A 22,737-nucleotide genomic window follows, 5' to 3' on the forward strand; every position below is an offset into this window, starting at 1 on the left:
GGGTTTTGATATGTTCTTAAAGGCCTTTAAACCAGTCTTGAAATTGCTTACCTAACAAAAATGTTGGTTTCATTTCTCCGCCTAAAGCTGAAATTAAACTCATAACCCAGGCGACAAGTAAAACAAGCCACATCACTAAATTGATAATTGGAATCCAAGAACTTATCACACCAATAATAACTAAACCTAACATTTGTCTTATATAAAAAGAACCTAGTTCGGTTTTATTACTGCTGTTCATTACAAGCGCAATAATCCATCCAATAAATGTAATATGTGCAATAATAGCCACATTTTTGCCGTCGCTAAATACTTCTTTGGCGTCGTCTGCAAATTCTGAGGCTTTTTCTTTAGCATCACTAGCAAATTCTTTAGCATCTTCGGAGAATTCACTTGCCTTTTGGCTTATTTTATCTCCAGCTTTTTTTGCTCCTTCTTTAGCGTCACCTATCATATCTTCAAGGTCGTCACTTAAATTTTTATTGTCGTCTGACATGTTTTATGGTATTGGTTAGTGTTATAAAGTTAACAAAAATTGTCAATTATGCTTAGTTCTTGCCAAATAACTTCTGAAAGAATCCTTTGGTTTTTTCTTTGGTTTCAGTAAAGGTTTCTTTAGCATCTTCTGCAAAATCCTCTAATTTGTCTTCTGCTGCATCAGCAAACTGAGCTGCTTTTTCCTTGGCGTCATCGGCAAATTCGCTGAGTTTTTCGCTAGCTTCTCCTGCCAATTCTTTTGCTTTTGCCTTAGTTTCGGTGAAAGTTTCCTTAGCATCATCTGTAAATTCACTTATTTTTTCACTGGCTTCTCCTGCAAACTCTTTAGCTTTTGCTTTGGTCTCTGTGTAAGTTTCTTTAGCGTCATCAGCAAAATCAGCTGCTTTTTCTTTTGCCGAAGCCGTAAATTCACCAATTTTTTCGCCTGCTTCATCAGCAAATTCTGAGGCTTTATCTTTTGCAGTTCCAAAGGCTTCTTTGGCATCTCTAGCGAGTTCACTGGCTTTTTCCTTTGCAGAGTCAAAAGCTTCAGAAGTATTTTCTTTTATAGTTTCAGTGGTGTCCGTAACGGTATCTGCAGATGCGTTTACTAGGTCTTCTGTATGTTCTACAGCGTCATTTAAATCGTCATTTAAATTTTTGTCTTCACTCATAATGATTGTCTTTAGTTGTTAGTATAAAAGTAAGTTAAAAAGTTACAGAATTACTTAAAAGCTTGGTCAATAGGTTCCCATAGTTCTATTTTATGGCCTTCGTTATCGAGAATCCAACCAAATTTGCCGTAATCATAGGTTTCCATTTCTCCTACTATTGTGACACCTTCTTCTTTTAAAGTCACTAATAATTCCTCTAAATTTTCCACACGATAATTAAACATGAAGTCTTTTTTAGACGGTTCAAAATAAGTGGTGTCTTTAGGAAAAGGACTCCATTGTGTAGAACAATCTTCTTGATTTTCTTTGTCTTTCCACCAGAAGGTAGAACCATAATCGTCGGTATTAAAACCTAAGTGTTTTTTATACCAATCTTTTGCTGCTTTTGGGTCTTTGGTTTTAAAAAATAAACCACCAATGCCTGTGACACGTTTTTTCATTTTACTTTGAATTCATTTTTATCCTGAATTCATTTCAGGATCTCATACATAATAGACTCATAGAGGTCAATAGATAGTGACTTAAATTAAAGTTCAAATTTGAGCTAAATGTCTGGTTGAGCGCAGTCGAAACCTACTTTTTGTAAACGACTAGTTCTCGACTGCGCTCGAACTGACAACATAACTAAATTTAAAACTTTAAAAATCAATATATTAGTTTTTACTTTGGATAAGTATTTAACTACTAACCTCTATAAACCTAAATTAAATACTTACAAGGTTTCTAAAGCTTATCAGGAAATTGTTATTTTTCATGGACATTTCAGCGACTCACTTCGACTCACTTCGACTTCGCTCAGTGACCATATAAATTAATTTAAAATTTCACATTAAGGATTTTATTTTTTTATGGTAGTTTCATAAATCCCAATCCATTCTTCTACAGACATTTTACCTAAAAGTTGCTCAATTAAATCATACGGAATAGCATCTATTTTCTTAAAACGCACACAACTTTTACCCATATCTAATTTAAACTTGCTATGCTTTGGATATTCAGATACAAACCAATCATACAATTCTTTTTTGGCATACATCCCAGAATGATACAAGGCAACAAAGTTTTTTTGAGAGGCTAAATTAATAAAAGGCAAAGGCGGAAATGGTTTACAATGGTAACCAGCAGGATATATTGATTTTGGCACATAATAAGCTAACATTCCATAAGACATGCCAGCCTCTAAGCCTTTTGGCATGTATTTTAATATTAAAGCGTTTAATTTTGTGATAACCGTTTTTCGGTCTTCGGGTAGTTGATTAATATAGTCTTCTGGTGTAATTTCATTAGAATTCATAAAATATTAATTTTTTCGTTGTAGAATTAGTCCTGAGATTAAAGATATAATAAATCCGATAATTGTTACAAGTACGAGCATAAATAGAGCAGCAGTTGTACTTGTCATTTTTACTATTTCATCGGCTTTCCCTTGGTTTATTAATTGTTGTTCGTAGTTGCTAAAAAATGAAGGATCTATAAATTTAGTATACACAAAATCTGCCATGGCAATACCTAAGCCTACAATTAGAGATATAAGAACACCAATAGCAATGGCTTTTCCTAAAGAGATAATACCGTCGTTAATATGATCTCTGTAATGCTTTATGCCAAAGAAGATAAACGAAAGGGAAAGAAATATTGAAATGTATCCTAATATTTCATTAGTGGAATAATCTAGGTTTTTAATTCCAATAATTAAATGTAATGTAAAAATAGTGAAGCCTGTAATAAGTCCATAAAGCCCAAACCTGATAACTGTGTTTTTCATAATAATTGGTTTAAATTAAGGTGACAAAAGTAAGTTTGCTTTAATAAATTTGACTCATACTAAAGTACCAAAACCCTTCATACTTTGGTGCTAATCTCGTTATTTTAGATAATATTTAGGTCTTTTGCTATTTGTAAGGCTTGTGTACGACGCTTTGCATTTAATTTAGAAAGTAGATTTGAAACGTGTGTTTTTATAGTGCTTTCTGAAATGAAAAGGCGTTCACCTATTTCTTTATTTGATAATCCTTCGGAAATACCTAAAAGAACTTCATATTCGCGTTTGCTGATCTCTAAATCTGATATTTTCTTGTGATTTATTTCTAATGTTGTATTAGTCTGTTTTCGAAGACTTTTTTTATTAATGTATACACCTATAAAGAAAAAAACAATGGCGATTATTGCAATTGCAAATTCTGAATTTAAATCACCAGAGATCACAGCATATTTACTAAACTGAAATAGTAATAATAATGCAAAAATGAGCAATGCAAAAACTAGAATGGTTTTCTTCATGCTTTAAAATTAGCAAAATTTTGCTTTGATCTTATCAACGATGGTTTGCGATAGTTTAATGTTGCTTTCAACCGTCCAGCCAGCAACATGTGGTGAGAGTAAAACGTTTTCGGATTGAATTAAATATTGAAAGGCTTCTGGTATTTTATCTGAAGTAAATAAATTCTCAAAAGATGATTTTTCATATTCTAAAACATCCAAGCCTGCACCTAAAATTTTTCCAGATGTTAAGGCTGAAACCAAATCTTTAGTCACCACACTTTTTCCACGAGCTGTGTTTATGAACCAGAATGATTTTTTAAAGCCATTGATAAAATGAGAGTTGACCATATTTAAAGTGAGTTCGGTTTGTGGTGTATGCAGACTTAAAACATCTGCTTTGGCTTTCAATTCTTCAAGAATAACTTGTTTTGCATTGGCATCACCAACATTTGTTTTTATGTCGTAACACAAAACTTCGACATCAAAACCTTGTAATTTTTTGGCGAATGCTTTTCCCATATTACCATATCCAATGAGTCCAACCGTTTTACCATCTAGTTCTAATCCTCTATTGGCTTCGCGCAACCATTTGCCTTGCCTGACTTCTCGGTCTGCTTTATTGAGTTTATTAAAAAGTGATAGTAACATACCAAGAGCGTGCTCGCCAACCGCATTTCTATTGCCTTCTGGTGCAGAAATGAGATGAATGCCTTTTTTTTCGGCATAATCGCCATCTATATTTTCTAAACCAGCACCAACACGTCCTATAAATTTTAAGTTTTTGGCTGCGTCTAAAAATGGTTGATCTATGCTGAATCGACTTCGTATAATGACACCATCGTAATCTGTGATTTTGGCTTCAATAGCTGCTTTTGAAGACGTATAATCTGTATGATTAGTATAGCCTAAATCGTTGAGTTGATTCAGTAATAACGGATGGTTTTGGTCTAGGTGTAGTATTTTCATATCAATGCCTGCGAAAGGAGGTATCTATTAGTTAAGGTCTGTTAGGTTTTAAAACCTAGAAGGTCTTTTTTTATTGTTTCCAAAGGGAAGCAATGAGTTAATTGTTAGATTCCCATTTTTCCCCTCTGTGGAAATGTCCGAAGGACAAAGGAGCTTTTTATTATATCTTAGGATATTCTGTTTGCGTCAACACATGTTCAACATGTCCTGTATGTGCTGTATTCAATTTTTCAAATAAAAGGACATGCACTTCTTCGTCATTTTTAGTTGTGGGATTGTGTTCAACACCTTTTGGAACAACGATAATTTCACCAGCATTGACAATTTCGGTTTTGTCTCTAAATTGCATATAAAGCGTTCCTTTTATAACTTGAAATAATTCGTCTTCATTATCATGACTATGCCAAACAAATTCGCCTTTTAATTTGGCTAGAATGACTTGCATATCATCCACCACAGCAATTTGATGTGGATGCCAGTTTTTGCTGAATTTTGTGAATTTTTCTGTGATGTTGATTGGTTTCATGTGTTTATAGCTATTGTTTTTAAGTTGTGATCCCGATAGCTATCGGGAGTGTTCGCTATTAATCATTCTCCTGAGTCATAAAACTTTTAGCATGCTCGGTTTCATGAAGTAAAGTTACGAAGTTTTGCGTTAAGGATTATTCGTCTATTCTTATTTTATAAATAGGTTTTCATGATTGCTTCGCAGTTGAACGGCATGTTTGAGCTCTTTTGCTTTTCGCAAAAAGTGAGTAGTGAAAGCCTAATCCTTGTGGTAACGCCCAAAAACTATTAAATACCTAAAATTAATTTGGCGATCCAGAAGTAGATTAAGATGCCGAAAATATCGTTACTTGTGGTAATAAAAGGCCCTGTTGCTATGGCAGGATCGATGCCTCTTTTGTTTAAGAATAGCGGCACAAAAGTACCTATGAGTCCGGCAACAATAATAACGGCAATTAAGGATACTGAAATGGCCAAGGCTGTGTAAAAGTCGCCTTTGGTTATCCAAACAAACAAGAATAGAAAAAGGGCTAGAATGGTTCCGTTAAGAGCAGCGAGTAGCATTTCTTTGATTAATCTGCCATTGACACTGCCTTTAATATCATCGTTGGCTAAACCTTGTACAATAATGGCGCTAGATTGTACACCAACGTTACCAGCCATTGCCGCAATTAGTGGTGTGAAAAAGAATAATACCGCATATTTATTAAAAATATCATGAAAGCCTTCCATAATGAGGAATGCACCAACACCACCAACAAGTCCTAAAAATAGCCATGGTAATCTTGCTCTTGTGAGTTGCAGAATACTATCATCGGCTTCTACATCTTGCGAAATACCTGCTGCTAATTGATAATCTTTATCGGCTTCTTCTTTGATGACATCAATAATATCATCAATGGTAATTCTACCGACTAATATTTGGTTATCGTCAACCACAGGAATGGCTTCTAAATCGTATTTAGCCATAACTTTAGCCACATCTTCAACATCATCATTGACATGAACGGAATCGACATTATCTTTTGCGATATCTGCAATTTTTTGATCGCTTTTTGAAATTATTAAATCTTTTAAAGACAGTCTGCCAATGAGTTTATCTTCTTTGTCTACAACGTAAACGGAATGGACTCTGGTAACGTCCTTGGCTTGGCCTCTAATTCTGCGCAAACAACCTGCAACGGTCCACGTTTCGTAAACCTTAACGAGTTCTTTTGCCATGAGTCCACCAGCGGTATCTTCGTCATAGGCTAAAAGTTCTTGAATTTCTTCTCTATGGTCGTCGTCTTCAATTTGCGAGATAACTTCGGCTTGTCTGGATTCAGGTAGCTCAGAAATCATATCTGCCGCATCATCTGTATCTAGTTCTTCAACTTCTTCGGCAATTTCTTTGGTGGAAAGGTTTTTAAGAATTTTTTCTCTTATGTCCTCATCGAGTTCCATGAGGATTTCTGATGTGGTTTCTGAATCGAGAAGTTTTATAACATAAACCGAATCGTCAACATCTAACTCATCTATAATTTCGGCAATATCTGCATGGTGATACTCATTGAGTAAGGTTGTTAAATCTATGTCGTTTTGATCTTCGACAAGGATTTCTACCTTTTCAACAAGCTCGTCAGTGAGCTGAAATTGTATGTTTTCTTGAGTGTCTTCCACTATAAAGGTTCAGAATTTATGGTTCTGGGTTTAGGGTTTGTTCATTTTGAAAATAATAAAATATATACCTTAATTTTCGTCATTTTCAATGAGCGAGGTCAGTTCAATAAACTGCGAAACGCTTAATTGTTCTGGTCGCTGCCCAAATATAGTATTTGCTTTTAAATTATCCGATAGATTGAAGGTTTTTAAACTGTTACGTAATGTTTTTCTACGTTGTTGAAAGCCCGTTTTTACCACTCTGAAAAATAATTTTTCGTCGCATGCCAAGGTAAAATTTTCTTTTCGCTTGAGGAATAAAACACCAGATTCTACGCGTGGTGGTGGATTAAAAACGGTTGGTGGTACGGTAAATAAATAGTCAGCATCATAAAAGGCTTGTGTTAAAACCGATAAAATACCATAAACCTTAGAGCCTTCTTTTGAACAAATGCGCATGGCCACTTCTTTTTGAAACATCCCTGAAAACTCAGGAATTTGATGCCTCAATTCTAAAGTTTTGAATAATATTTGAGATGAAATATTATAAGGGAAATTACCGATGATCGCGAAGGGCTTATCTTCAAAAACCAGACTTAAATCGTATTTTAAGAAGTCTTTTTCTATGATTCTGTCGGCTAAATTGAGGTAGTTATTTTTGAGATAGTCTACAGATTCTGTATCTATTTCAATAACGTGCGTTGTGGTGTCTTTTTTAAGTAAGTATTTGGTGAGAACGCCCATGCCTGGCCCAATTTCTAACACGTCGTTGTAGCCTTTAAATGATAAACTGTCTGCTATGTCTTGGGCAATAGATTCGTCTTCTAAGAAATGTTGTCCTAGGTGTTTTTTTGCTCTTACTGTCATTTGTTTTTTTCTCGCGAAGGCGCAAAGGCACAAAGCAATTATGATGTAAAGATACGCAGAGCTATTTAGAGTTATAGCGTAAGTTGTTGTTTTATTGCAAAGCCGATAATTCACAAGGCATTGTATAAACATATAGGACTATAAGATGTTTCCTTGGAGATAACACTGCTTGTTTGATTGTATATGCTGCAATCATTAGTTTTGCGTTTCTGTGCCTTTTGTGCGAAACCTTTATTTAAAATCTACAGAATATTCATCCACAATTTCTAATTCCGTTCTAAAGGCTAACATCTTATCTGCAAAACGTTTTAAGCCTTCTTGTTTTAATGTTTCTGCATCTTCTTTGTAATAGGCATCTAAAGCTTCTCTAGAGTGTGCTCTGTACTGCACAGAATAGGTGTCGGTTTCATGATCTTCTACTAGAACTTTGGTGAGTTTGGCTTCTTTAAATTTCCCAGTGGCTAGGACTTGTGGAATGTGTTCTTTAATCCATATTAGCCATTCTTTATGGATGCTTTTGTCTATGTTTAGGGTGACGTTGTAGATTATCATGTTATATTAAAATTCAAATTAAAACATCAAATAACAAATATGCTATTTGGAAATTAGTTTTTGTGTTTTGGAATTTAGTTTATACTATCTCCTCTCAACATTCTAAATTTCTTCCGTGCTTCAATAAAATAGATACTGTCTTGAAATTCAAAAATAATTTTCTCGTAAAGTTCCTTAGCTGCTTCTGGTTTTGCTAAATGCGTATTGTACAGTTCGGCTAAATAGTAGTGTGCATCGTCCGCTAAAATATCTTCTTTATAGTCTTTTATAATTTCGAGATAATTAGCTTCGGCTTTGTTGAATTGTTTCTTTTTTGTATAAAGTTTGGCTTGTTGAAAAAGCGTCTGATCTGTAAGGCTTTCCCCTTTATGTTCCTCTAAAATTTTGTTTAAAAGTGTAATGGCATCCTCTGTTTTGTTCTGAAAGGCATACAGATCTGCTTTAGCATAATATTTTAAAGCGGTTTGCAAACTGTCTTCAAATTTATTGTCTGAAATTAATAATTTTAAGTCCAGTGCATCATTGGCAATGAGTTGCGAGGTTGATGATTTCAAGATTCTAAGTTGCGATTCTGCCCAATCAAAATCCCCTTTGTAATAACTGGTTTTAGCCACTTTGAATCGTGCTTCTTGCGCAATGGTACTGTTTTTAAGGTTGGCTTGAATTTGAGAATAGAAAATCAAAGCTTCGTTAAATTTTTCTTGAAGCACTAAAATATCAGCTAATAGTAATTTTACTTTTGCTTTTCGGTATTCAGAGACATTCAATTTTAAACTTTTCTTAAGAAATTTTGTGGCGGTTTCTGTATCCTTTTGGTCGAAGGCTAAAAATTTTCCATAGGCTAATTGAAGTGGTAAGGTGAGTTCAGATTTACCATAGTCATCAAGTAACTGATTATAGATTTCATCTATCTTTTTTAGTTGTTTGGCATCTGCATTTTCAGTTTCTATTTCTAAAACGTACTGATGTGCATTTAAAGCTGTACCAGAATCTTGTGTTGTTTCTAAGACATAATTAAAAATGGATTTCGCGGTGTCGTCATCATTATCTTTTCTTGCAGTAATGGCCAATTCAATAATACGATCTAAACTTTCAGGATTACGTTTGTAGAGTGCTTTTTCTTGTATAAACGATTTGTTATATGCTTTTTCTTGCACATAGAGCCAACTCAGCATTTCGTACCAATAAGCTTTTGGTTCTTGCTGTATTTTTTTGAGGAGTAACCGTCTTAAATAAATATTGTTTTGATTGTCTTTATTTTCTGAAATAAAATCACTGATAGCACGCTTAATATTGTTGAGGTAGTTAGGCTTATAGTCAACATAATCTATATAGTTGGCAAACATCTGCTCCAGATTACCTTGATCTCCATAAATACGTGCCAATTGTATGGTATAGTCGTTATCTGGAGTTAACAATTTCCCTTTTTCATAAACACGAATGGCTTCTTCTAAAAGCGAATAATCTTCAAATTTTTTAGCTATGGAGTAGATGTAATTTGGTTTTTCATCTAAAGACGTAATGGCTTCTTCGTATAAGGTTTTGGCCTTTTGTAAACTGTCTTTTAATTGAAAATTATAGCCTAGAGCCACCACCATAGCAGGATTTCGTCTTTTCTCTAAGCGCTGAACCAAAATAAATTCTGCTGCTGCATATTGTTCTAATTGTTGATGTATGTCTACTAACTTATAAGTGTAGTTATAGCTGTATGGTTTTTCTTTAGCTAAGTTTTCGTAGATGATAAGTGCTTTTTGAAACTCTCCTTTTTTGTAATAGCTTTCTGCTAGCGATTCGCTGTTTTGTGCGAAGCCAGAATAAAAACTTAAAATAAAAAGTATGGTGAAAAACCGTAACTGCATGTTTGTGATTTAAGTATTGTGCCCATCTAATACTAGCTCAAATATAACAAATGCAGAACCGAGATATTGTAAAAATTGTCACAAAAAAATGCCTAAGCTATACACTTAGGCATTTTACCAGCAAAATAAATGTGCTATTAACCATTATTCTTTGTAAATATGATTCAAATATTCTGTCTTGGTTCTGTTTTATATTTCTAAATGAATAATTAAAACAAAACTTTGCTTACCACAACAATCAATGCAATACGTTTTATATTCTTCATAATGTAGGTTATTAATATTTGGATACTTGAAATATGAGAAAAATAACCAATTAAAACGAAGAAATACACAAATAATCGATAAAATACATATTATTTTAACGATTTGATGAAAATACTATCAATTTATAATTGTTAAGAAATCTTATTAAAACCTGTATATGGGATTAAAACTTCTGGGATTTTTATACCATCTTCAGTTTGGTAGTTTTCTAAAATACCAGCTAAAACTCTCGGCAATGCTAATGAGCTTCCGTTGAGTGTGTGGCATAATTCATTCTTACCATCCTTGTTTTTAAAACGTAATTTTAAACGATTGGCTTGATAAGTTTCAAAATTTGATACGGAGGAAATTTCTAACCAACGATCTTGGGCTGTTGAAAAGACTTCAAAATCGTAAGTCATCGCAGCAGGAAATCCAGTATCTCCACCACACAATTTTAATATTCTGAAAGGTAATTTAAGTTCGCGTAAAATAGATTTAACATGCTCTATCATGCCTTCAAAAGCTTGGTAAGACTTATCAGGATGCTCTACACGGATAATTTCAACTTTATCAAATTGGTGTAGTCTATTTAAGCCACGGACGTGCGCACCATAACTTCCGGCTTCACGCCTAAAACATGGAGTATAGCCAGTAATACTCACAGGTAATTCACTTTCATTTAATAAAACATCTCTAAATACGTTAGTGCCAGGTACTTCCGCAGTTGGGATTAAGTACAAATCGTCTCGAGAATCATGATACATTTGGCCTTCCTTGTCTGGCAACTGACCTGTGCCATAACAAGACGCTTCGTTGACTAAAAGAGGTAGTTGATATTCCGTATAGCCAGCATCTGTATTTTTATCTAAAAAATAAGCGATAAGTGCACGTTGTAATTTGGCACCTTTTCCTTTATAGACAGGAAAACCAGCTCCTGTAATTTTATTACCCAATTCAAAATCTATAATATCGTAAGTTTTGGCAAGTTTCCAATGCGGTTGTGCATTACTAGGTAAGGTAGGAATGTCACCTTCTTTATAAATTTCCTCGTTATCTTCTTCAGATTTTCCTTTTGGTACAGACTCATGCGGCACATTAGGAATCTTATATAACAAAGTGGTTAAATTCTCAATGGTATCATTAAGTTCTTGTTCAAAACCCTTAGCAGCTTCCTTTAAGTGTGTTGTTTTTTCCTTTAAAATCGTAGCTTTTTGCTTTTCTCCAGATTTAAATAAGTTCCCAATTTCTTTAGATAGTGCATTCGATTCTGCTTTTGTATTGTCTAAAGAGGTTTGAATGGCTTTGCGATTTTCATCTAAAGCAATCGCTTCATTAATCATTTCAGTAGCATCAATATTTCGTTTGTCTAAACGTCTTATGATATCTTCTTTATGTTCTCGGATAAAGGCAACTTGTAACATATTTTTAGTTTTGATTAACGCTTACTAGCGCAAGGAATACAAGTGGTAAAAGTAAAAATAAAATGAGCAGAAAAAAATATAAAGCCTTGTATTTTATGGGTGAAATCTGGATTATAAAGATGATGTATTTTTTTTGACATGAATTTCACGAGTTATCACAAATCCGTAACACGATTAAATCCGAAATACTAATCCTTTCCCGAAGGCAAAATCCAATCATGATGTTTAAAGTGCTGCCATTCTTCATTAGCAAGATCAACCGTTGGATCTATAAGTTGTTTTGAAGGTTTGCCGTTGACACTTACGTAAGCTCTCACATAGACTTGTACGGTTTGTCCTTGTTCGGCAAAATTGTGTTTAAGATGCTTGGCAAATTGCCAAATAATATCTGGTTTGGTACTTGCACCTCGTTGTTGTTTTTTTGTGAGATAGTCGTCTAATTTTATAGCAATGGCATTCTTAGTTTCAGTATCAATGACTGAGTATCTTACGTTTCCATTTTTTGCTCGCAACATCATCCGCCAAGATAGGCGATGCCCTTCTTCAGTCCATAACACATTATCTTCAAAAGCATATTGTCGTAGTGGTAAAGCGATATGAATTATAAAATAAATTGAAAATACAACAACTAAGGGTTTGCTATAATTGGGTACTATGAGGTCGTCAGCTTCGTAAAACGGTTTATGTTTTAAAAATATATTCCGAATGGTTTTTGCATCAAAAAAGAACAAGCTAAACGCTAAGGATAAATAGGGAAAAATTCCAATTTGAAATACAATAGAATTAAACAAATGAAAGAAAATGGATGCGAAGAATGCATACTTTCTAGTCGGTTTAAAAAGTAATAGAGGAATAATTAAACCATCAAACAAAATGCCACCATACGCAATCATATAATGCACACTCTGCTGTTGCAATAGATCTCCAATAATGGGATAACTGGCTTTGTTTTGCATCAATATGGCTATAACAGAAGTGTCTAGCCAATCTGGGTATAATTTTGCAATTGAGGCATAGGTATAAAGAATAAATAACTGAATTACAAAAAACCATTTACACCATGCTGGCATCGAAATTCTTTTGAGCGATGGATTTAATTTTACATCTACCGAAGCATAGCGATGCGCAGGTAAAAGCACCATTAAAAAGCTTAGTATAAAGAGTAAATAATAGTGGTTATTATAAGATGATTTTTGCATTAAATAGGTTGCTGTCCACATAAAAGCAAACATTAACATGCTGAAACGGTATTTATAACCCACCATAATGAGCAATCCAAAAACACCCATTACAATGTAATACATGTACATCCAATTTCCTGGAAGCGGTTGTAACCATTCAAAACCAATAAAAGAAAATGTAAATTTTGGTTCTACTAAAGTACGTGTTACCCAACCTGTAATAACAGCACCAACACTTTCTAAAAAGCACAATAGGCCAAAGAAGATTCTAAACACTACAAGTCCAGAATTGTCTATATGTTTGAATAGAAATTTAGTCATGGAGCGCTTCTATATACTGATGTGCATTTGCCATATCTTGTTTCAATTGAATTTTCAATCCTTCAAGATTTTCGAATTTTTGTTCGCTACGTAGGCGCTTTAAAAATTCTATTTTTAGTTCTGCATTGTAGATGTTTTCATTAAAGTTAAAAAAATGCACCTCAATAGAACGTATTTTTCCATTAACCGTTGGGTTGGTACCAATATTCATCATCCCAAAGATGGTCTTATCACCAATTTGAGAAGAGACGACGTACACACCATTACCCGGAATTAACTTGTATGTTGCCGTATTATGAATATTTGCAGTTGGGAAACCTATCGTTCTACCTAAGCCTTTGCCTTTTATAACATGTCCTGTAATAAAAAAGTTATAGCCTAAGTAAGCATTTGCTAAATCCACTTCACCTGCATTTAAAGCTGTTCTAATTTTGGTGGAACTTACAGTAACATCTTCTATGTCTTGCGCTGAAATTTCTTCCACCTTAAAATCATAGCGTTTTGCAAAAGCTTTTAGATCGCTGATGTTTGCACTTCGGTTTTTTCCGAAATGGTGATCGTAGCCTATAACAATATGCTTGGTATTTAATTCGTCTACTAAAATTTGTTTTACGTAATCTTTGGCAGAGAGGTTTGAGAATTCTTTGGTGAATTTTTTAACGATAACGGCTTCAATTCCGAGCGATGTTAATAATGCGACACGCTCTTCAATAGTGTTTAGTAATTTGATAGAATCGTCTTTCTGAAGTACCATTCTAGGATGAGGGAATAAGGTCAGTACTGCAGGCACATAACCTTTGTCTCTTGCAAGTTGTACCACTTGTTTTAATATTTTTTGATGTCCAATATGAATGCCATCAAAGGTACCTATGGTTGTTACTTTTTCCGAAATTGAAGTCAAGCGTTGTGGTTTATAGATCGTTGCTGTTGTCATCAATGTTTGTAAAAAAATTCTTAAATTCAAGGAATTTAATTTTTTACCCAAACAACTATGAAAACAAAACTACATTTTGTTTTGGCATTAACCATATTTTTAACTGTATTTTCAGTAACTGCACAGCAGAATTATTGGCAGAAAACAGATCTAGAAAATTTAAATGCTAACGGAGACAGAACGACTTTAGACCAAAATTTTTATGAAACCTATCAATTAGATATCGATGCATTTAAAGCGCAACTGATTAATGCTCCTTTGCGTTCTGAAATGGTGACGCCTTCTAGTGCTATGATTTACCTTCCAAATACAGAGGGAGAATTAGAACAATTTACGGTCGTTGAAGCTCCTGTTTTATCTGAAGAATTAGCACAGTTACATCCTAATATTAAAACCTATCTAGGCTTTAGTACAGAAAAGCCTGGAGTAAGAGCGCGTTTTAGTGTGACACCACAAGGACTGCAAAGTATGGTGACTTACACAGATGCTCCCATGCATTTTATAGTGCCGTTAAGCAGAACAGATCAAAGTACATATTTACTATATAATAGAGCTGCAAGAACTGAAGTTTTTAAAGATTTTGAATGTTTAACAGAAGACGGTATTGTTTTAGAAAGAGATGCAATGGAATATGCAGGCAGAGACGCTAACGATCAACAATTAAGAACGTTTAGAATTGCAATTTCAACCACAGCAGAATATACCAATTTTTGGGATGATGGTGATGATTTAAATGGCGATGCCCAAGATGATGCTTTGGCTCAGGTGGTTTCAACATTAAATAGAAATAATGAAGTGTTTGAAGTCGATATGGCTGTGACTTTTACCTTAGTTTCAGGAAAAGAAATAATTTATGAAGACGCAGCTACAGATCCTTACGATGATAGTTTTAATTCAGAATTACAAACCACATTAACCAATGTAGTAGGCGAAGCTAATTACGATATTGGTCATTTATTTGCCTTTGGTGGTGGCGGAAATGCAGGCTGTATTGGTTGTGTTTGTGTCGATGGCCAAAAAGGAAGTGGTTATTCTGCGCATCCATTTACCGATAATGATGGTGGTCCTTATATGTCTGACTTTTTTGATATTGACTACGTACCTCACGAAATTGGTCACCAAATGGGAGCCAATCATACCTTTTCTATGAATACAGAAGGTGCTGGAGTTAATGTTGAGCCTGGCAGTGGTACTACCATAATGGGTTATGCAGGTATTACAGGTAGTAATGACGTACAAGATCATTCCGATCCTTATTTCAATTATTTTAGTATTCTTCAAATTTTAGATAATTTAAATAATAGAACCTGTTGGGTTGGTACGCCAATTACAAATAATCCTCCAGTTGCAGATGCAGGTATAAATTATACCATTCCTATAGGAACTGCTTTTGTTTTAAAAGGAACTGCTAGTGATGCTGATGTAAACGACGTGCTTACCTATACTTGGGAACAAATTGATAATGGCAGAACAACATCTGCTAATTTTGGACCTGATAAAGTTGCTGGTCCGCTTTGGAGATCCCGACCACCAAGTACAGACACAGATCGTTATATGCCAATTATAGAACGCGTAATTTCTGGAGATTTAACAGAAACAAATCCTGTTGAAACTCTTGATAATTCATCTTGGGAAACCGTATCGAATGTAGGCAGACCACTAAATTTCGCGCTGACTGTAAGAGATAGAAGCGAAGCAAATGGGTTAGGGCAAATGCCTCAAAGTAGTTATGATACCATGACCGTTACTGTAGATGCAGCAGCAGGCCCTTTTGTTTTAACCTCTCAATTAACAAATGACACTTGGGATGCAGGTTCTAACCAAAGCATCACTTGGAACGTTGCAGGTACTGATGTCGGAGCTGTAAATACACCAACGGTAAATATTTTATTATCTGTTGATGGAGGTTTCACGTACCCTTTTGAATTGGCAACTAACGTCCCTAATAACGGAGAAGCACTAATTACAGTGCCATTAATTGGAGGCGATACTACAACTGCAAGAGTAAAGGTAGAAGGAAATAATCATATTTTTTATGCCATTAATCCTGTTAATTTCATTATTCAAGAATCAGAGTTTGTATTAAATATGGCAGAGGATATCTTAGATGTTTGTTCTCCAGATGATGCTGTATTTATGTTTACGTATAATACATTTTTAGGCTTTAATGGTACCACAACGTTTAGCACATCAGGATTGCCTCCAGAAGTTTCAGCAGATTTTTCAGTACTATCAACAAATACTAATGCTACTGATATTACGCTTACAGTTTCAGGAATTGGTGCGCTGGCAATAGGAAATTATCCGTTTACCATTGTCGGTACATCAGGCACTATAACTAAAACGTTAGATGTAGCATTTAATGTTTTTGATGCTAACTTAGAAACGTTGACGCTGCTAACACCTGAGGCTGATGCTGCAGATGTACCTGCAAATTCAGCTTTGTTTACTTGGGCAACAGATAGTAATGCAACAGCTTACGAAATTGATATTGCAACGGATGCTACGTTCACAACAATTGTTGAAAGCGCAGCGCTTAACGAAGCTATTTATACAGGCACATCTTTAGAAGCCGCGACGGATTATTTTTGGCGTGTAAGAAGTAGTAATGATTGTGGTACAGGTGCTTATGCACAAAGTAGCTTTACAACTGCAAATATCTCTTGTGCCTCTCATAATGCTTTAGATATACCATTTAGTATTCCTGATAATAATGGAACCGGAATTAATTCTATAATCACCATACCTGCAACTACAAATACCATTACAGATCTTAATGTTACGGTTAATTTAACTCATAATTGGACTGAAGATGTCGTTTTAAAATTGATTGCTCCAGACGGAACGGAAGTTGCACTATCAACTAACAATGGCTCCAATGGCGATGATTATATCAATACCGTATTTGATAATGACGCTGACTCATCAATAACCAATGGATCTGCTCCATTTACAGGAAGTTTTCAACCAGAAGGCGATTTGTCTCAGTTTAACGGAAGTAGTGCTGGTGGAGATTGGACATTAAATGTGTCAGATACCATTTTCTTTATCACAGGAAGTTTAGACAGTTGGTCGTTAGATATTTGTGAAGTTGTAACACTTTCTTCGGATACTTATGACATAATTAGTGCATTTAGGCTTTTTCCTAATCCGAATAAAGGGAGTTTCACTATTGCCATGGATAATCCTAACGCTAATAGTATAGAGGTTATGGTTTATGATATGAATGGAAGAGAAATTTTTAAAGAAAAATTCCGATCAGAAGCTAATTTTAATAGATCTATTAATTTGAGAGACGTTTCTTCTGGTGTGTATTTAGTAAAGGTTATGGACGGTAATACGGTTCAGCACCAAAAAATTGTAGTGAATTAAAAGGACGAATTGAATCCTAGTATATGATAAGAAAGGCTGCAAATCGCAGTCTTTTTTATTTTCCATTAAATTGATTCATGGTATTGTTTACTCCTGCTAAAGCAAACGATTTAACGAGTTCTGCGGCTATTTTTAAACGTTCTTTTAATTGAGAATTTTCGTCTTCTGTCCATTCTCCTAAGACGTAATCGACTTGTCTTCCTGTGCTAAATTCATCACTAATACCAAATCTAAAACGGTTGTATTTTACGGTTTGTAATTTGTCTTGCGTATCTTTTAAACCATTATGGCCTCCGTCGCTACCTTTTGTTTTAAGACGAAGCGATCCGAAAGGCAGATTTAAATCGTCTGTAATCACAAGGAGATTTTCTAAGGGTATATGTTCTTTTTCTAGCCAATATTTTATGGATTTACCACTAAGATTCATAAATGTACTCGGCTTCAAAAGAATTAAGGTACGTCCTTTTATTTTTAATGTAGAAACATCACCAAGTTTTACAGTTTCAAAAGTAATGTCACTGGTTTCAGCTAAATAATCGAGAATTTTAAAGCCAATATTATGCCTAGTGTTAGCGTATTTTTCTCCGATGTTGCCTAAGCCAACGATTAAGAATTTTTTCATTTGGTCTTCTGGTGTTAGTTCAATAGGATCAGTAAAACCAAACCATTTTTTTAAATTGAACATCATATATTTCAGATTTGGGTAAAAATAAAAAAAGCATCCTATAGTATAGAATGCTTTTTAATATTTAAAATCTTTGGAATTTATTCCTGAGCTCCTTCTGCTGCTGGTGCATCAGTACCTTCAGTACCTTCAGTTGCTTCTCCTTCTTCTCCTTCGTCTTCGTCATCAGCATCTACAACTGCTAATCTACTACGTCTTACTTGGCAAACAACGGTGTTATCTGGGTGTAAGAATTTATAGTCTTCGTTTTCTAATTCAGTGATATAGAACTTACTTCCAATTTTTAATGGAGTAATATCAATTTCAATAAAATCTGGTAATTTTGAAGGAATTGCTTTTACTCTAAGCTTACGGTAAGGCATTCTTAAGTTACCACCATTCATTACACCTTTAGAAGATCCTATAGTTTTTACAGGAATTTCCATAGTAATTGATTTGTTCTCAAAAATTTGATAGAAATCGACATGTATAATTCTATCCGTTACAGGATGAAATTGAATATCTTGCATTACTGCGTTAATTTCTTTACCACCATCTATAGCAATCACAACTGTGTGTGCGTTTGGAGTGTAAACAAGTTTTGAAAAAGCCAGTTCTGGTGCTGAGAAATGCAATGGCTTGTCTCCTCCGTATATAACGCAAGGAACCTGACCAGCATTACGTAAAGCTTTAGTTGCCTTTTTGCCTACGCTTTCTCTTTGAGATCCGTTAATTGTAATTGATTTCATTTTTAGAAATATTTGTTTAATTAAAATTTAATACCCTCATTTTAAGGGCTTATCCTAAAAAGGATTTTTCCTTTAAAGGGCTGCAAATTTAGACATATTATATGAAAATACTAGTGTTAAAGGCTATTTTTTATTGGAACCTTTTAAAACCTGTTTAGTTGTAGTGGTGTTTTATTTTAAAATCGGATAAAAGTGAGTTTAAAATGACTAGCTTACATAATAAATTTGTTACTAATTGATTCGTTATGATGCACGTTATACATTACTTCTGCAAATAAATTAGCACAACTTAAAACGCGTAGTTTTTTACTTTCTTGCTTTAAAGGAATTGAATTGGTAACAATTAACTCTTCAAGTTTAGAGGCTTCAAGTTTGTCGTAAGCAGAGCCTGATAAAATAGGATGTGTACAAATAGCTCTAACGCTAAGCGCTCCACGTTCCATCATTAAATCAGCCGCTTTAGTCAATGTACCAGCAGTATCGACCATATCATCCACTAAAACTACATTTTTGCCTGTGACGTCTCCAATAAGTTCCATATGAGAAATAACATTTGCTTTTTCACGCTGCTTATAACAAATTACGACATCGCTTTGTAAAGCTTTTGAGTAGGCATACGCACGTTTAGAACCTCCCATATCTGGTGAAGCAATGGTGAGATTGTCTAAATTTAAACTTTTTAAATAAGGTAAAAATATAGTTGAGGCAAATAAATGATCTACTGGTTTTTCAAAGAACCCTTGAATTTGGTCGGCATGTAAATCCATCGTAATGATACGTGTCGCACCTGCAGCTTCGAGCATTTTTGCTACCAATTTTGCAGCAATAGGAACTCTAGGTTTGTCTTTTCGGTCTTGTCTTGCCCAACCAAAATAAGGTAAAACAGCAGTGACGTGTCTTGCTGAAGCGCGTTTAGCGGCATCAATCATCAACAACATTTCCATTAAATTTTTTGGACCTGGATGTGTAGAGCCTATAATAAAAACGCGTGTTCCTCTAATAGATTCTTCGTAAGACGGTTGAAATTCACCATCACTATAAGTAGAGGTAATGACCTTTCCGAGTTTAACTCCGTAAGTTTCGGCAATTTGTTCTGCTAGGTAAGTACTTTGCGAACAGGCAAAAATCTTGGCTTCTTTAGTTTCGTATGGCATTTGTTCTCAGTTATTTAGTTGGTGTAGTGATGGGATTTTTAATTGCTTCAAATTTAGAAAATTATTTTACTACCAAAAGTATAAAATCGACTTATTTTGATGGTCTGCGCGAAATAATTTTCTATTTTTGCATTCCAAAATTGCTCAAGTGGTGGAATTGGTAGACACGTTGGATTCAAAATCCAATGTCGCAAGACGTGCGGGTTCGATTCCCGCCTTGAGTACAGATAAAATCAGGAAGCTTAATCGAAAGATTAGGCTTTTTTTATTGTTTTATTTCTAACTTGAGGTTAAGCTCAATGGTAAATTTCTAGAGGATATATTTCTTACTATTAAAAAATAAGCTTATTTTTGGTTAACCAGATTGGTTGACCAATTTATATTTGTGACAAAAATAGTACCTATCAGTATTTAAGTTTGTAGAATAGTCATAAAAATATTTTTTTTGAATAGCTAAGTTTTTTTTTGATAAAAGCCTTTACGTTAATGAGTGGCTTTTATACTAATTCAATAATTATAATAACAACAAATGAAAAGAGTAGTAGTCGGTATCATTTTTTTAATAATTACGTTAAGTTGTGAAAATGCACCTCTCAAGGAGGTTATTAAGGTGAGTGACAGTATATCACTAACTGATGCCATCAAACAAAGTAAGCCAGGCGATATTATTGAGTTAAAAAACGGTGTTTATAAAGACATTCAAATAAAATTTAGAGGAAAAGGCACAAAAGACAATCCAATAACCTTAAAAGCAGAAACTGCTGGTAAAGTAACTATTGAAGGCCAATCGTATTTAAAATTTGGAGGCGAATATCTAATTGTTGAGGGCTTACACTTTAAAAACGGATTCTCGCCATCTAATGCCGTCATCGACTTTAAAATAAGCCATAAAGATGCGCCAGATGAAATTGCAAATAACTGTAAAGTCACTAATTGTGTAATTGAAGACTTCAATAAACCAAAACGTGATAATAGCGATTTATGGGTGCAATTTCATGGCAGACACAACGAACTTAGTAATTCTTATATTGCCGGAAAAACCAATAGAGGACCAACCGTTAGAGTAAGTATTGCAGGTATTGAAAGTATCAATAATTACCATCAAATCGTCAACAATCATTTTGGACCAAGACCAGTAAAGGGTGGTCCAAGTGGAGAAACAATTCAACTAGGAGATAGCTATACATCAATGTCGCCAAGTCATACTTATGTCGCTAATAATTTATTTGAAGAATGTAATGGAGAAGTCGAAATTATTTCGAGTAAAACTAATTTTAACGTATTTAAAAATAACGTATTTTATAAAAGCGAAGGATCTTTAGTAACACGTCATGGTAATTATGCTATGATTGATGGAAACTATTTTATTGGTGATGGCGTTAACGAAAACTATGGTGGCATTAGAATTATTAATACAGGACATTGGGTCGTCAATAATTATTTCTATGGTTTAAAAGGAAAGAGTTTTAGAAGTCCATTGGCAGTAATGAACGGGATTCCAAAATCTCCATTAAACCGTTACAATCAAGTTACAGATGTTGTGGTTGCTTATAATACATATGTCAACTGTAGCTCGCCTTGGCAATTTGGAGTAGGTACAAATATTGCACAAGCAGATGTATTACCAAAATCCGAAATCCGTTCAGCCAGAGCAATTAGAACAACGGTTGCAAACAATATTATTTACAATGAAAAAGGCCTTAACCGTATTGTTGTGGAAAATGATAAAGCTGATGGCGTAACTTTTAAGAATAATGTCATCAACAATCAAGGTGTAAAGTTCAATAATTTTGATGGAGGTATTGTTGAAGAACAATTAGAACTTAGAGAATTATCAGACCATATTTATATTCCTGTGGGTATACCTGATGATTTTAGTGCTTATAATGGATTCGATTTTAATACGATTGCAACCGATTTGCTAGGTGTATCAAGAAAAGACGATAATAGTCTCGGTGCTATAACGGGTAAGAATGTTTCCAATCCCAACATTTTAGACAAATCTAAATATGGCACTACGTGGTATTCAAACATCGTTGACGCAAAAGAACCGGTAACACATTTGGTAACTAAAGCGGAAGACTTACAAACTAAAATAAATGAAGCAAGTAATGGTGATATTATTGCTTTGTCTGAAGGCTCTTATATGTTAGAGAATTCTTTAATAATCAATAAAACAATTTCCATTCAATCTAAAGGAACTGAAAAAGCCTTAGTCGTTTTTTCAGGAGCTTCAAACACACCATTATTTTCATTACAACCTAAAGGAAAGCTTACCGTAAATAATTTAGCAATAAAAGGGAATCAATCAAATTATGCCTTCGCAAGTTTAAAAGAAAACATGTCTAATCACTTTGGGTTAACCGTTTCAAATTCAGAGATAAGCGAGTTCAATTATGTTTTAAAAGCGTATAAAGAATCATTTGCAGAGCGTGTTACTTTTGAAAACACTTCAATTTCTAATTGCGAAAACGGAATAGAACTGTCAGAGGAAACAAACGATAAAGGAGATTACAATACAGAATATTTAACCATAAACACGTGTAACTTTAACAACGTTAAAACAAATGTTATTGATTATTATAGAGGTGGTTATGACGAATCTACCATTGGTGGAAACCTTTTAGTTACCAATTCAATTTTTACCAATTGTGGTGCAAAAGAGCCAAATAAAAGACTTCTAAACCATAATGGAATTGTCAATGTAAATATTACTAAAAACACATTTAAAAATAATCTAGTACAATTTGTATCTATTCTTTGGGGAGCAAAAAACAATGTAGAATCTGATAATAGCTTCACTAATTCTGGACAAATAAAAACTGAAGAAAATTTAGTGATGACGCTGATGTATTAACAATGTCAAGTATATATTTTGTAAAATGAAAAA

General features: G+C 34.2%; 20 protein-coding genes and 1 tRNA gene. 3 read left to right on the forward strand and 18 right to left on the reverse strand.

What is annotated here, in order from left to right; genetic code table 11:
* Positions 1 to 16: 16 nt before the first annotated feature.
* The 15 genes from AB8B52_RS01260 to AB8B52_RS01330 form a co-directional block, all read right to left on the reverse strand.
* Positions 17 to 496: a YtxH domain-containing protein gene (locus AB8B52_RS01260; protein WP_406024440.1), complete on the reverse strand. Its 480-nt coding sequence runs from the start codon at positions 494 to 496 to the stop codon at positions 17 to 19.
* A 52-nt stretch (positions 497 to 548) separates the two neighbouring features.
* Positions 549 to 1,151, reverse strand: coding sequence for a hypothetical protein (locus AB8B52_RS01265; protein WP_406024442.1), 603 nt, complete (start codon positions 1,149 to 1,151; stop codon positions 549 to 551).
* A 50-nt stretch (positions 1,152 to 1,201) separates the two neighbouring features.
* Complete coding sequence (locus AB8B52_RS01270; RefSeq protein ID WP_406024444.1) at positions 1,202 to 1,591, reverse strand: VOC family protein; 390 nt, start codon at positions 1,589 to 1,591, stop codon at positions 1,202 to 1,204.
* Positions 1,592 to 1,989: 398 nt separating this feature from the next.
* Positions 1,990 to 2,445, reverse strand: coding sequence for a DUF1801 domain-containing protein (locus tag AB8B52_RS01275; RefSeq protein WP_406024445.1), 456 nt, complete (start codon positions 2,443 to 2,445; stop codon positions 1,990 to 1,992).
* A gap of 6 nt (positions 2,446 to 2,451) precedes the next feature.
* Entirely contained in the window at positions 2,452 to 2,916 is a 465-nt protein-coding gene (locus AB8B52_RS01280; protein ID WP_406024447.1) for a DUF4199 domain-containing protein, read from the reverse strand.
* A gap of 104 nt (positions 2,917 to 3,020) precedes the next feature.
* Positions 3,021 to 3,431 (reverse strand): response regulator transcription factor, encoded by a 411-nt coding sequence (locus AB8B52_RS01285; RefSeq protein WP_406024449.1) that lies wholly within the window; start codon positions 3,429 to 3,431, stop codon positions 3,021 to 3,023.
* Positions 3,432 to 3,440: 9 nt separating this feature from the next.
* A complete protein-coding gene (locus AB8B52_RS01290; protein WP_406024451.1) occupies positions 3,441 to 4,379 on the reverse strand; it encodes a 2-hydroxyacid dehydrogenase in 939 nt (312 codons plus the stop codon).
* A gap of 160 nt (positions 4,380 to 4,539) precedes the next feature.
* Positions 4,540 to 4,905 carry a cupin domain-containing protein gene (locus tag AB8B52_RS01295; RefSeq protein WP_406024453.1) on the reverse strand — a complete coding sequence of 122 codons (366 nt, stop codon included), beginning with the start codon at positions 4,903 to 4,905 and terminating at the stop codon, positions 4,540 to 4,542.
* Positions 4,906 to 5,174: 269 nt separating this feature from the next.
* Complete coding sequence (gene mgtE, locus AB8B52_RS01300; protein ID WP_406024455.1) at positions 5,175 to 6,545, reverse strand: magnesium transporter; 1,371 nt, start codon at positions 6,543 to 6,545, stop codon at positions 5,175 to 5,177.
* Positions 6,546 to 6,614: 69 nt separating this feature from the next.
* Positions 6,615 to 7,391 carry a 16S rRNA (adenine(1518)-N(6)/adenine(1519)-N(6))-dimethyltransferase RsmA gene (gene rsmA / locus AB8B52_RS01305; protein ID WP_406024457.1) on the reverse strand — a complete coding sequence of 259 codons (777 nt, stop codon included), beginning with the start codon at positions 7,389 to 7,391 and terminating at the stop codon, positions 6,615 to 6,617.
* Between the two features lie 231 nt (positions 7,392 to 7,622).
* The gene (locus AB8B52_RS01310) at positions 7,623 to 7,943 is read right to left on the reverse strand and encodes a DUF4286 family protein (RefSeq protein ID WP_406024459.1); all 321 of its coding nucleotides are present in this window, start codon (positions 7,941 to 7,943) and stop codon (positions 7,623 to 7,625) included.
* A gap of 74 nt (positions 7,944 to 8,017) precedes the next feature.
* Positions 8,018 to 9,802 carry a hypothetical protein gene (locus AB8B52_RS01315; protein WP_406024462.1) on the reverse strand — a complete coding sequence of 595 codons (1,785 nt, stop codon included), beginning with the start codon at positions 9,800 to 9,802 and terminating at the stop codon, positions 8,018 to 8,020.
* A gap of 398 nt (positions 9,803 to 10,200) precedes the next feature.
* A complete protein-coding gene (serS, locus tag AB8B52_RS01320; protein ID WP_406024465.1) occupies positions 10,201 to 11,472 on the reverse strand; it encodes a serine--tRNA ligase in 1,272 nt (423 codons plus the stop codon).
* A 188-nt stretch (positions 11,473 to 11,660) separates the two neighbouring features.
* Entirely contained in the window at positions 11,661 to 12,974 is a 1,314-nt protein-coding gene (locus AB8B52_RS01325) for an HTTM domain-containing protein (protein WP_406024467.1), read from the reverse strand.
* Positions 12,967 to 13,938, reverse strand: a complete 972-nt coding sequence (locus AB8B52_RS01330) for a bifunctional riboflavin kinase/FAD synthetase (RefSeq protein WP_406024469.1) — start codon at positions 13,936 to 13,938, stop codon at positions 12,967 to 12,969. Before AB8B52_RS01330 ends, AB8B52_RS01325 begins: the two co-directional genes overlap by 8 nt.
* 27 nt (positions 13,939 to 13,965) lie before the next feature.
* On the opposite strand from AB8B52_RS01330, the gene AB8B52_RS01335 reads away from it, so the two are divergent.
* Positions 13,966 to 17,280, forward strand: a complete 3,315-nt coding sequence (locus AB8B52_RS01335) for a reprolysin-like metallopeptidase (protein WP_406024471.1) — start codon at positions 13,966 to 13,968, stop codon at positions 17,278 to 17,280.
* A 55-nt stretch (positions 17,281 to 17,335) separates the two neighbouring features.
* Here AB8B52_RS01335 and pth read toward each other — a convergent pair whose 3' ends face one another.
* From pth to AB8B52_RS01350, 3 genes are all read right to left on the reverse strand, one after another.
* Positions 17,336 to 17,968 carry an aminoacyl-tRNA hydrolase gene (gene pth / locus AB8B52_RS01340; RefSeq protein ID WP_406024473.1) on the reverse strand — a complete coding sequence of 211 codons (633 nt, stop codon included), beginning with the start codon at positions 17,966 to 17,968 and terminating at the stop codon, positions 17,336 to 17,338.
* A gap of 77 nt (positions 17,969 to 18,045) precedes the next feature.
* Positions 18,046 to 18,693, reverse strand: coding sequence for a 50S ribosomal protein L25/general stress protein Ctc (locus tag AB8B52_RS01345; protein ID WP_406024475.1), 648 nt, complete (start codon positions 18,691 to 18,693; stop codon positions 18,046 to 18,048).
* A gap of 212 nt (positions 18,694 to 18,905) precedes the next feature.
* The gene (locus AB8B52_RS01350; RefSeq protein WP_406024477.1) at positions 18,906 to 19,847 is read right to left on the reverse strand and encodes a ribose-phosphate pyrophosphokinase; all 942 of its coding nucleotides are present in this window, start codon (positions 19,845 to 19,847) and stop codon (positions 18,906 to 18,908) included.
* Between the two features lie 142 nt (positions 19,848 to 19,989).
* On the opposite strand from AB8B52_RS01350, the gene AB8B52_RS01355 reads away from it, so the two are divergent.
* Both AB8B52_RS01355 and AB8B52_RS01360 read left to right on the forward strand, forming a co-directional pair.
* A tRNA-Leu gene (locus tag AB8B52_RS01355) sits at positions 19,990 to 20,071 on the forward strand.
* 305 nt (positions 20,072 to 20,376) lie between these two features.
* Positions 20,377 to 22,704, forward strand: coding sequence for a chondroitinase-B domain-containing protein (locus tag AB8B52_RS01360; RefSeq protein WP_406024479.1), 2,328 nt, complete (start codon positions 20,377 to 20,379; stop codon positions 22,702 to 22,704).
* Positions 22,705 to 22,737: the final 33 nt, after the last annotated feature.

Origin of the sequence: Winogradskyella sp., from assembly GCF_045105575.1 — a bacterium.
GTDB lineage: Bacteria > Bacteroidota > Bacteroidia > Flavobacteriales > Flavobacteriaceae > Winogradskyella.

Bases quoted from the DNA above. Each gene is read 5' to 3' on its own strand.
- AB8B52_RS01260 (WP_406024440.1), bottom strand. From the start codon at position 496: ATGTCAGACGACAATAAAAATTTAAGTGACGACCTTGAAGATATGATA.
- AB8B52_RS01335 (WP_406024471.1), top strand. From the start codon at position 13,966: ATGAAAACAAAACTACATTTTGTTTTGGCATTAACCATATTTTTAACT.
- rsmA (WP_406024457.1), bottom strand. From the start codon at position 7,391: ATGACAGTAAGAGCAAAAAAACACCTAGGACAACATTTCTTAGAAGAC.
- AB8B52_RS01325 (WP_406024467.1), bottom strand. From the start codon at position 12,974: ATGACTAAATTTCTATTCAAACATATAGACAATTCTGGACTTGTAGTG.
- AB8B52_RS01280 (WP_406024447.1), bottom strand. From the start codon at position 2,916: ATGAAAAACACAGTTATCAGGTTTGGGCTTTATGGACTTATTACAGGC.
- serS (WP_406024465.1), bottom strand. From the start codon at position 11,472: ATGTTACAAGTTGCCTTTATCCGAGAACATAAAGAAGATATCATAAGA.
- pth (WP_406024473.1), bottom strand. From the start codon at position 17,968: ATGATGTTCAATTTAAAAAAATGGTTTGGTTTTACTGATCCTATTGAA.
- AB8B52_RS01285 (WP_406024449.1), bottom strand. From the start codon at position 3,431: ATGAAGAAAACCATTCTAGTTTTTGCATTGCTCATTTTTGCATTATTA.
- AB8B52_RS01315 (WP_406024462.1), bottom strand. From the start codon at position 9,802: ATGCAGTTACGGTTTTTCACCATACTTTTTATTTTAAGTTTTTATTCT.
- AB8B52_RS01270 (WP_406024444.1), bottom strand. From the start codon at position 1,591: ATGAAAAAACGTGTCACAGGCATTGGTGGTTTATTTTTTAAAACCAAA.
- AB8B52_RS01295 (WP_406024453.1), bottom strand. From the start codon at position 4,905: ATGAAACCAATCAACATCACAGAAAAATTCACAAAATTCAGCAAAAAC.
- AB8B52_RS01345 (WP_406024475.1), bottom strand. From the start codon at position 18,693: ATGAAATCAATTACAATTAACGGATCTCAAAGAGAAAGCGTAGGCAAA.
- AB8B52_RS01360 (WP_406024479.1), top strand. From the start codon at position 20,377: ATGAAAAGAGTAGTAGTCGGTATCATTTTTTTAATAATTACGTTAAGT.
- AB8B52_RS01290 (WP_406024451.1), bottom strand. From the start codon at position 4,379: ATGAAAATACTACACCTAGACCAAAACCATCCGTTATTACTGAATCAA.
- AB8B52_RS01350 (WP_406024477.1), bottom strand. From the start codon at position 19,847: ATGCCATACGAAACTAAAGAAGCCAAGATTTTTGCCTGTTCGCAAAGT.
- AB8B52_RS01265 (WP_406024442.1), bottom strand. From the start codon at position 1,151: ATGAGTGAAGACAAAAATTTAAATGACGATTTAAATGACGCTGTAGAA.
- AB8B52_RS01275 (WP_406024445.1), bottom strand. From the start codon at position 2,445: ATGAATTCTAATGAAATTACACCAGAAGACTATATTAATCAACTACCC.
- AB8B52_RS01310 (WP_406024459.1), bottom strand. From the start codon at position 7,943: ATGATAATCTACAACGTCACCCTAAACATAGACAAAAGCATCCATAAA.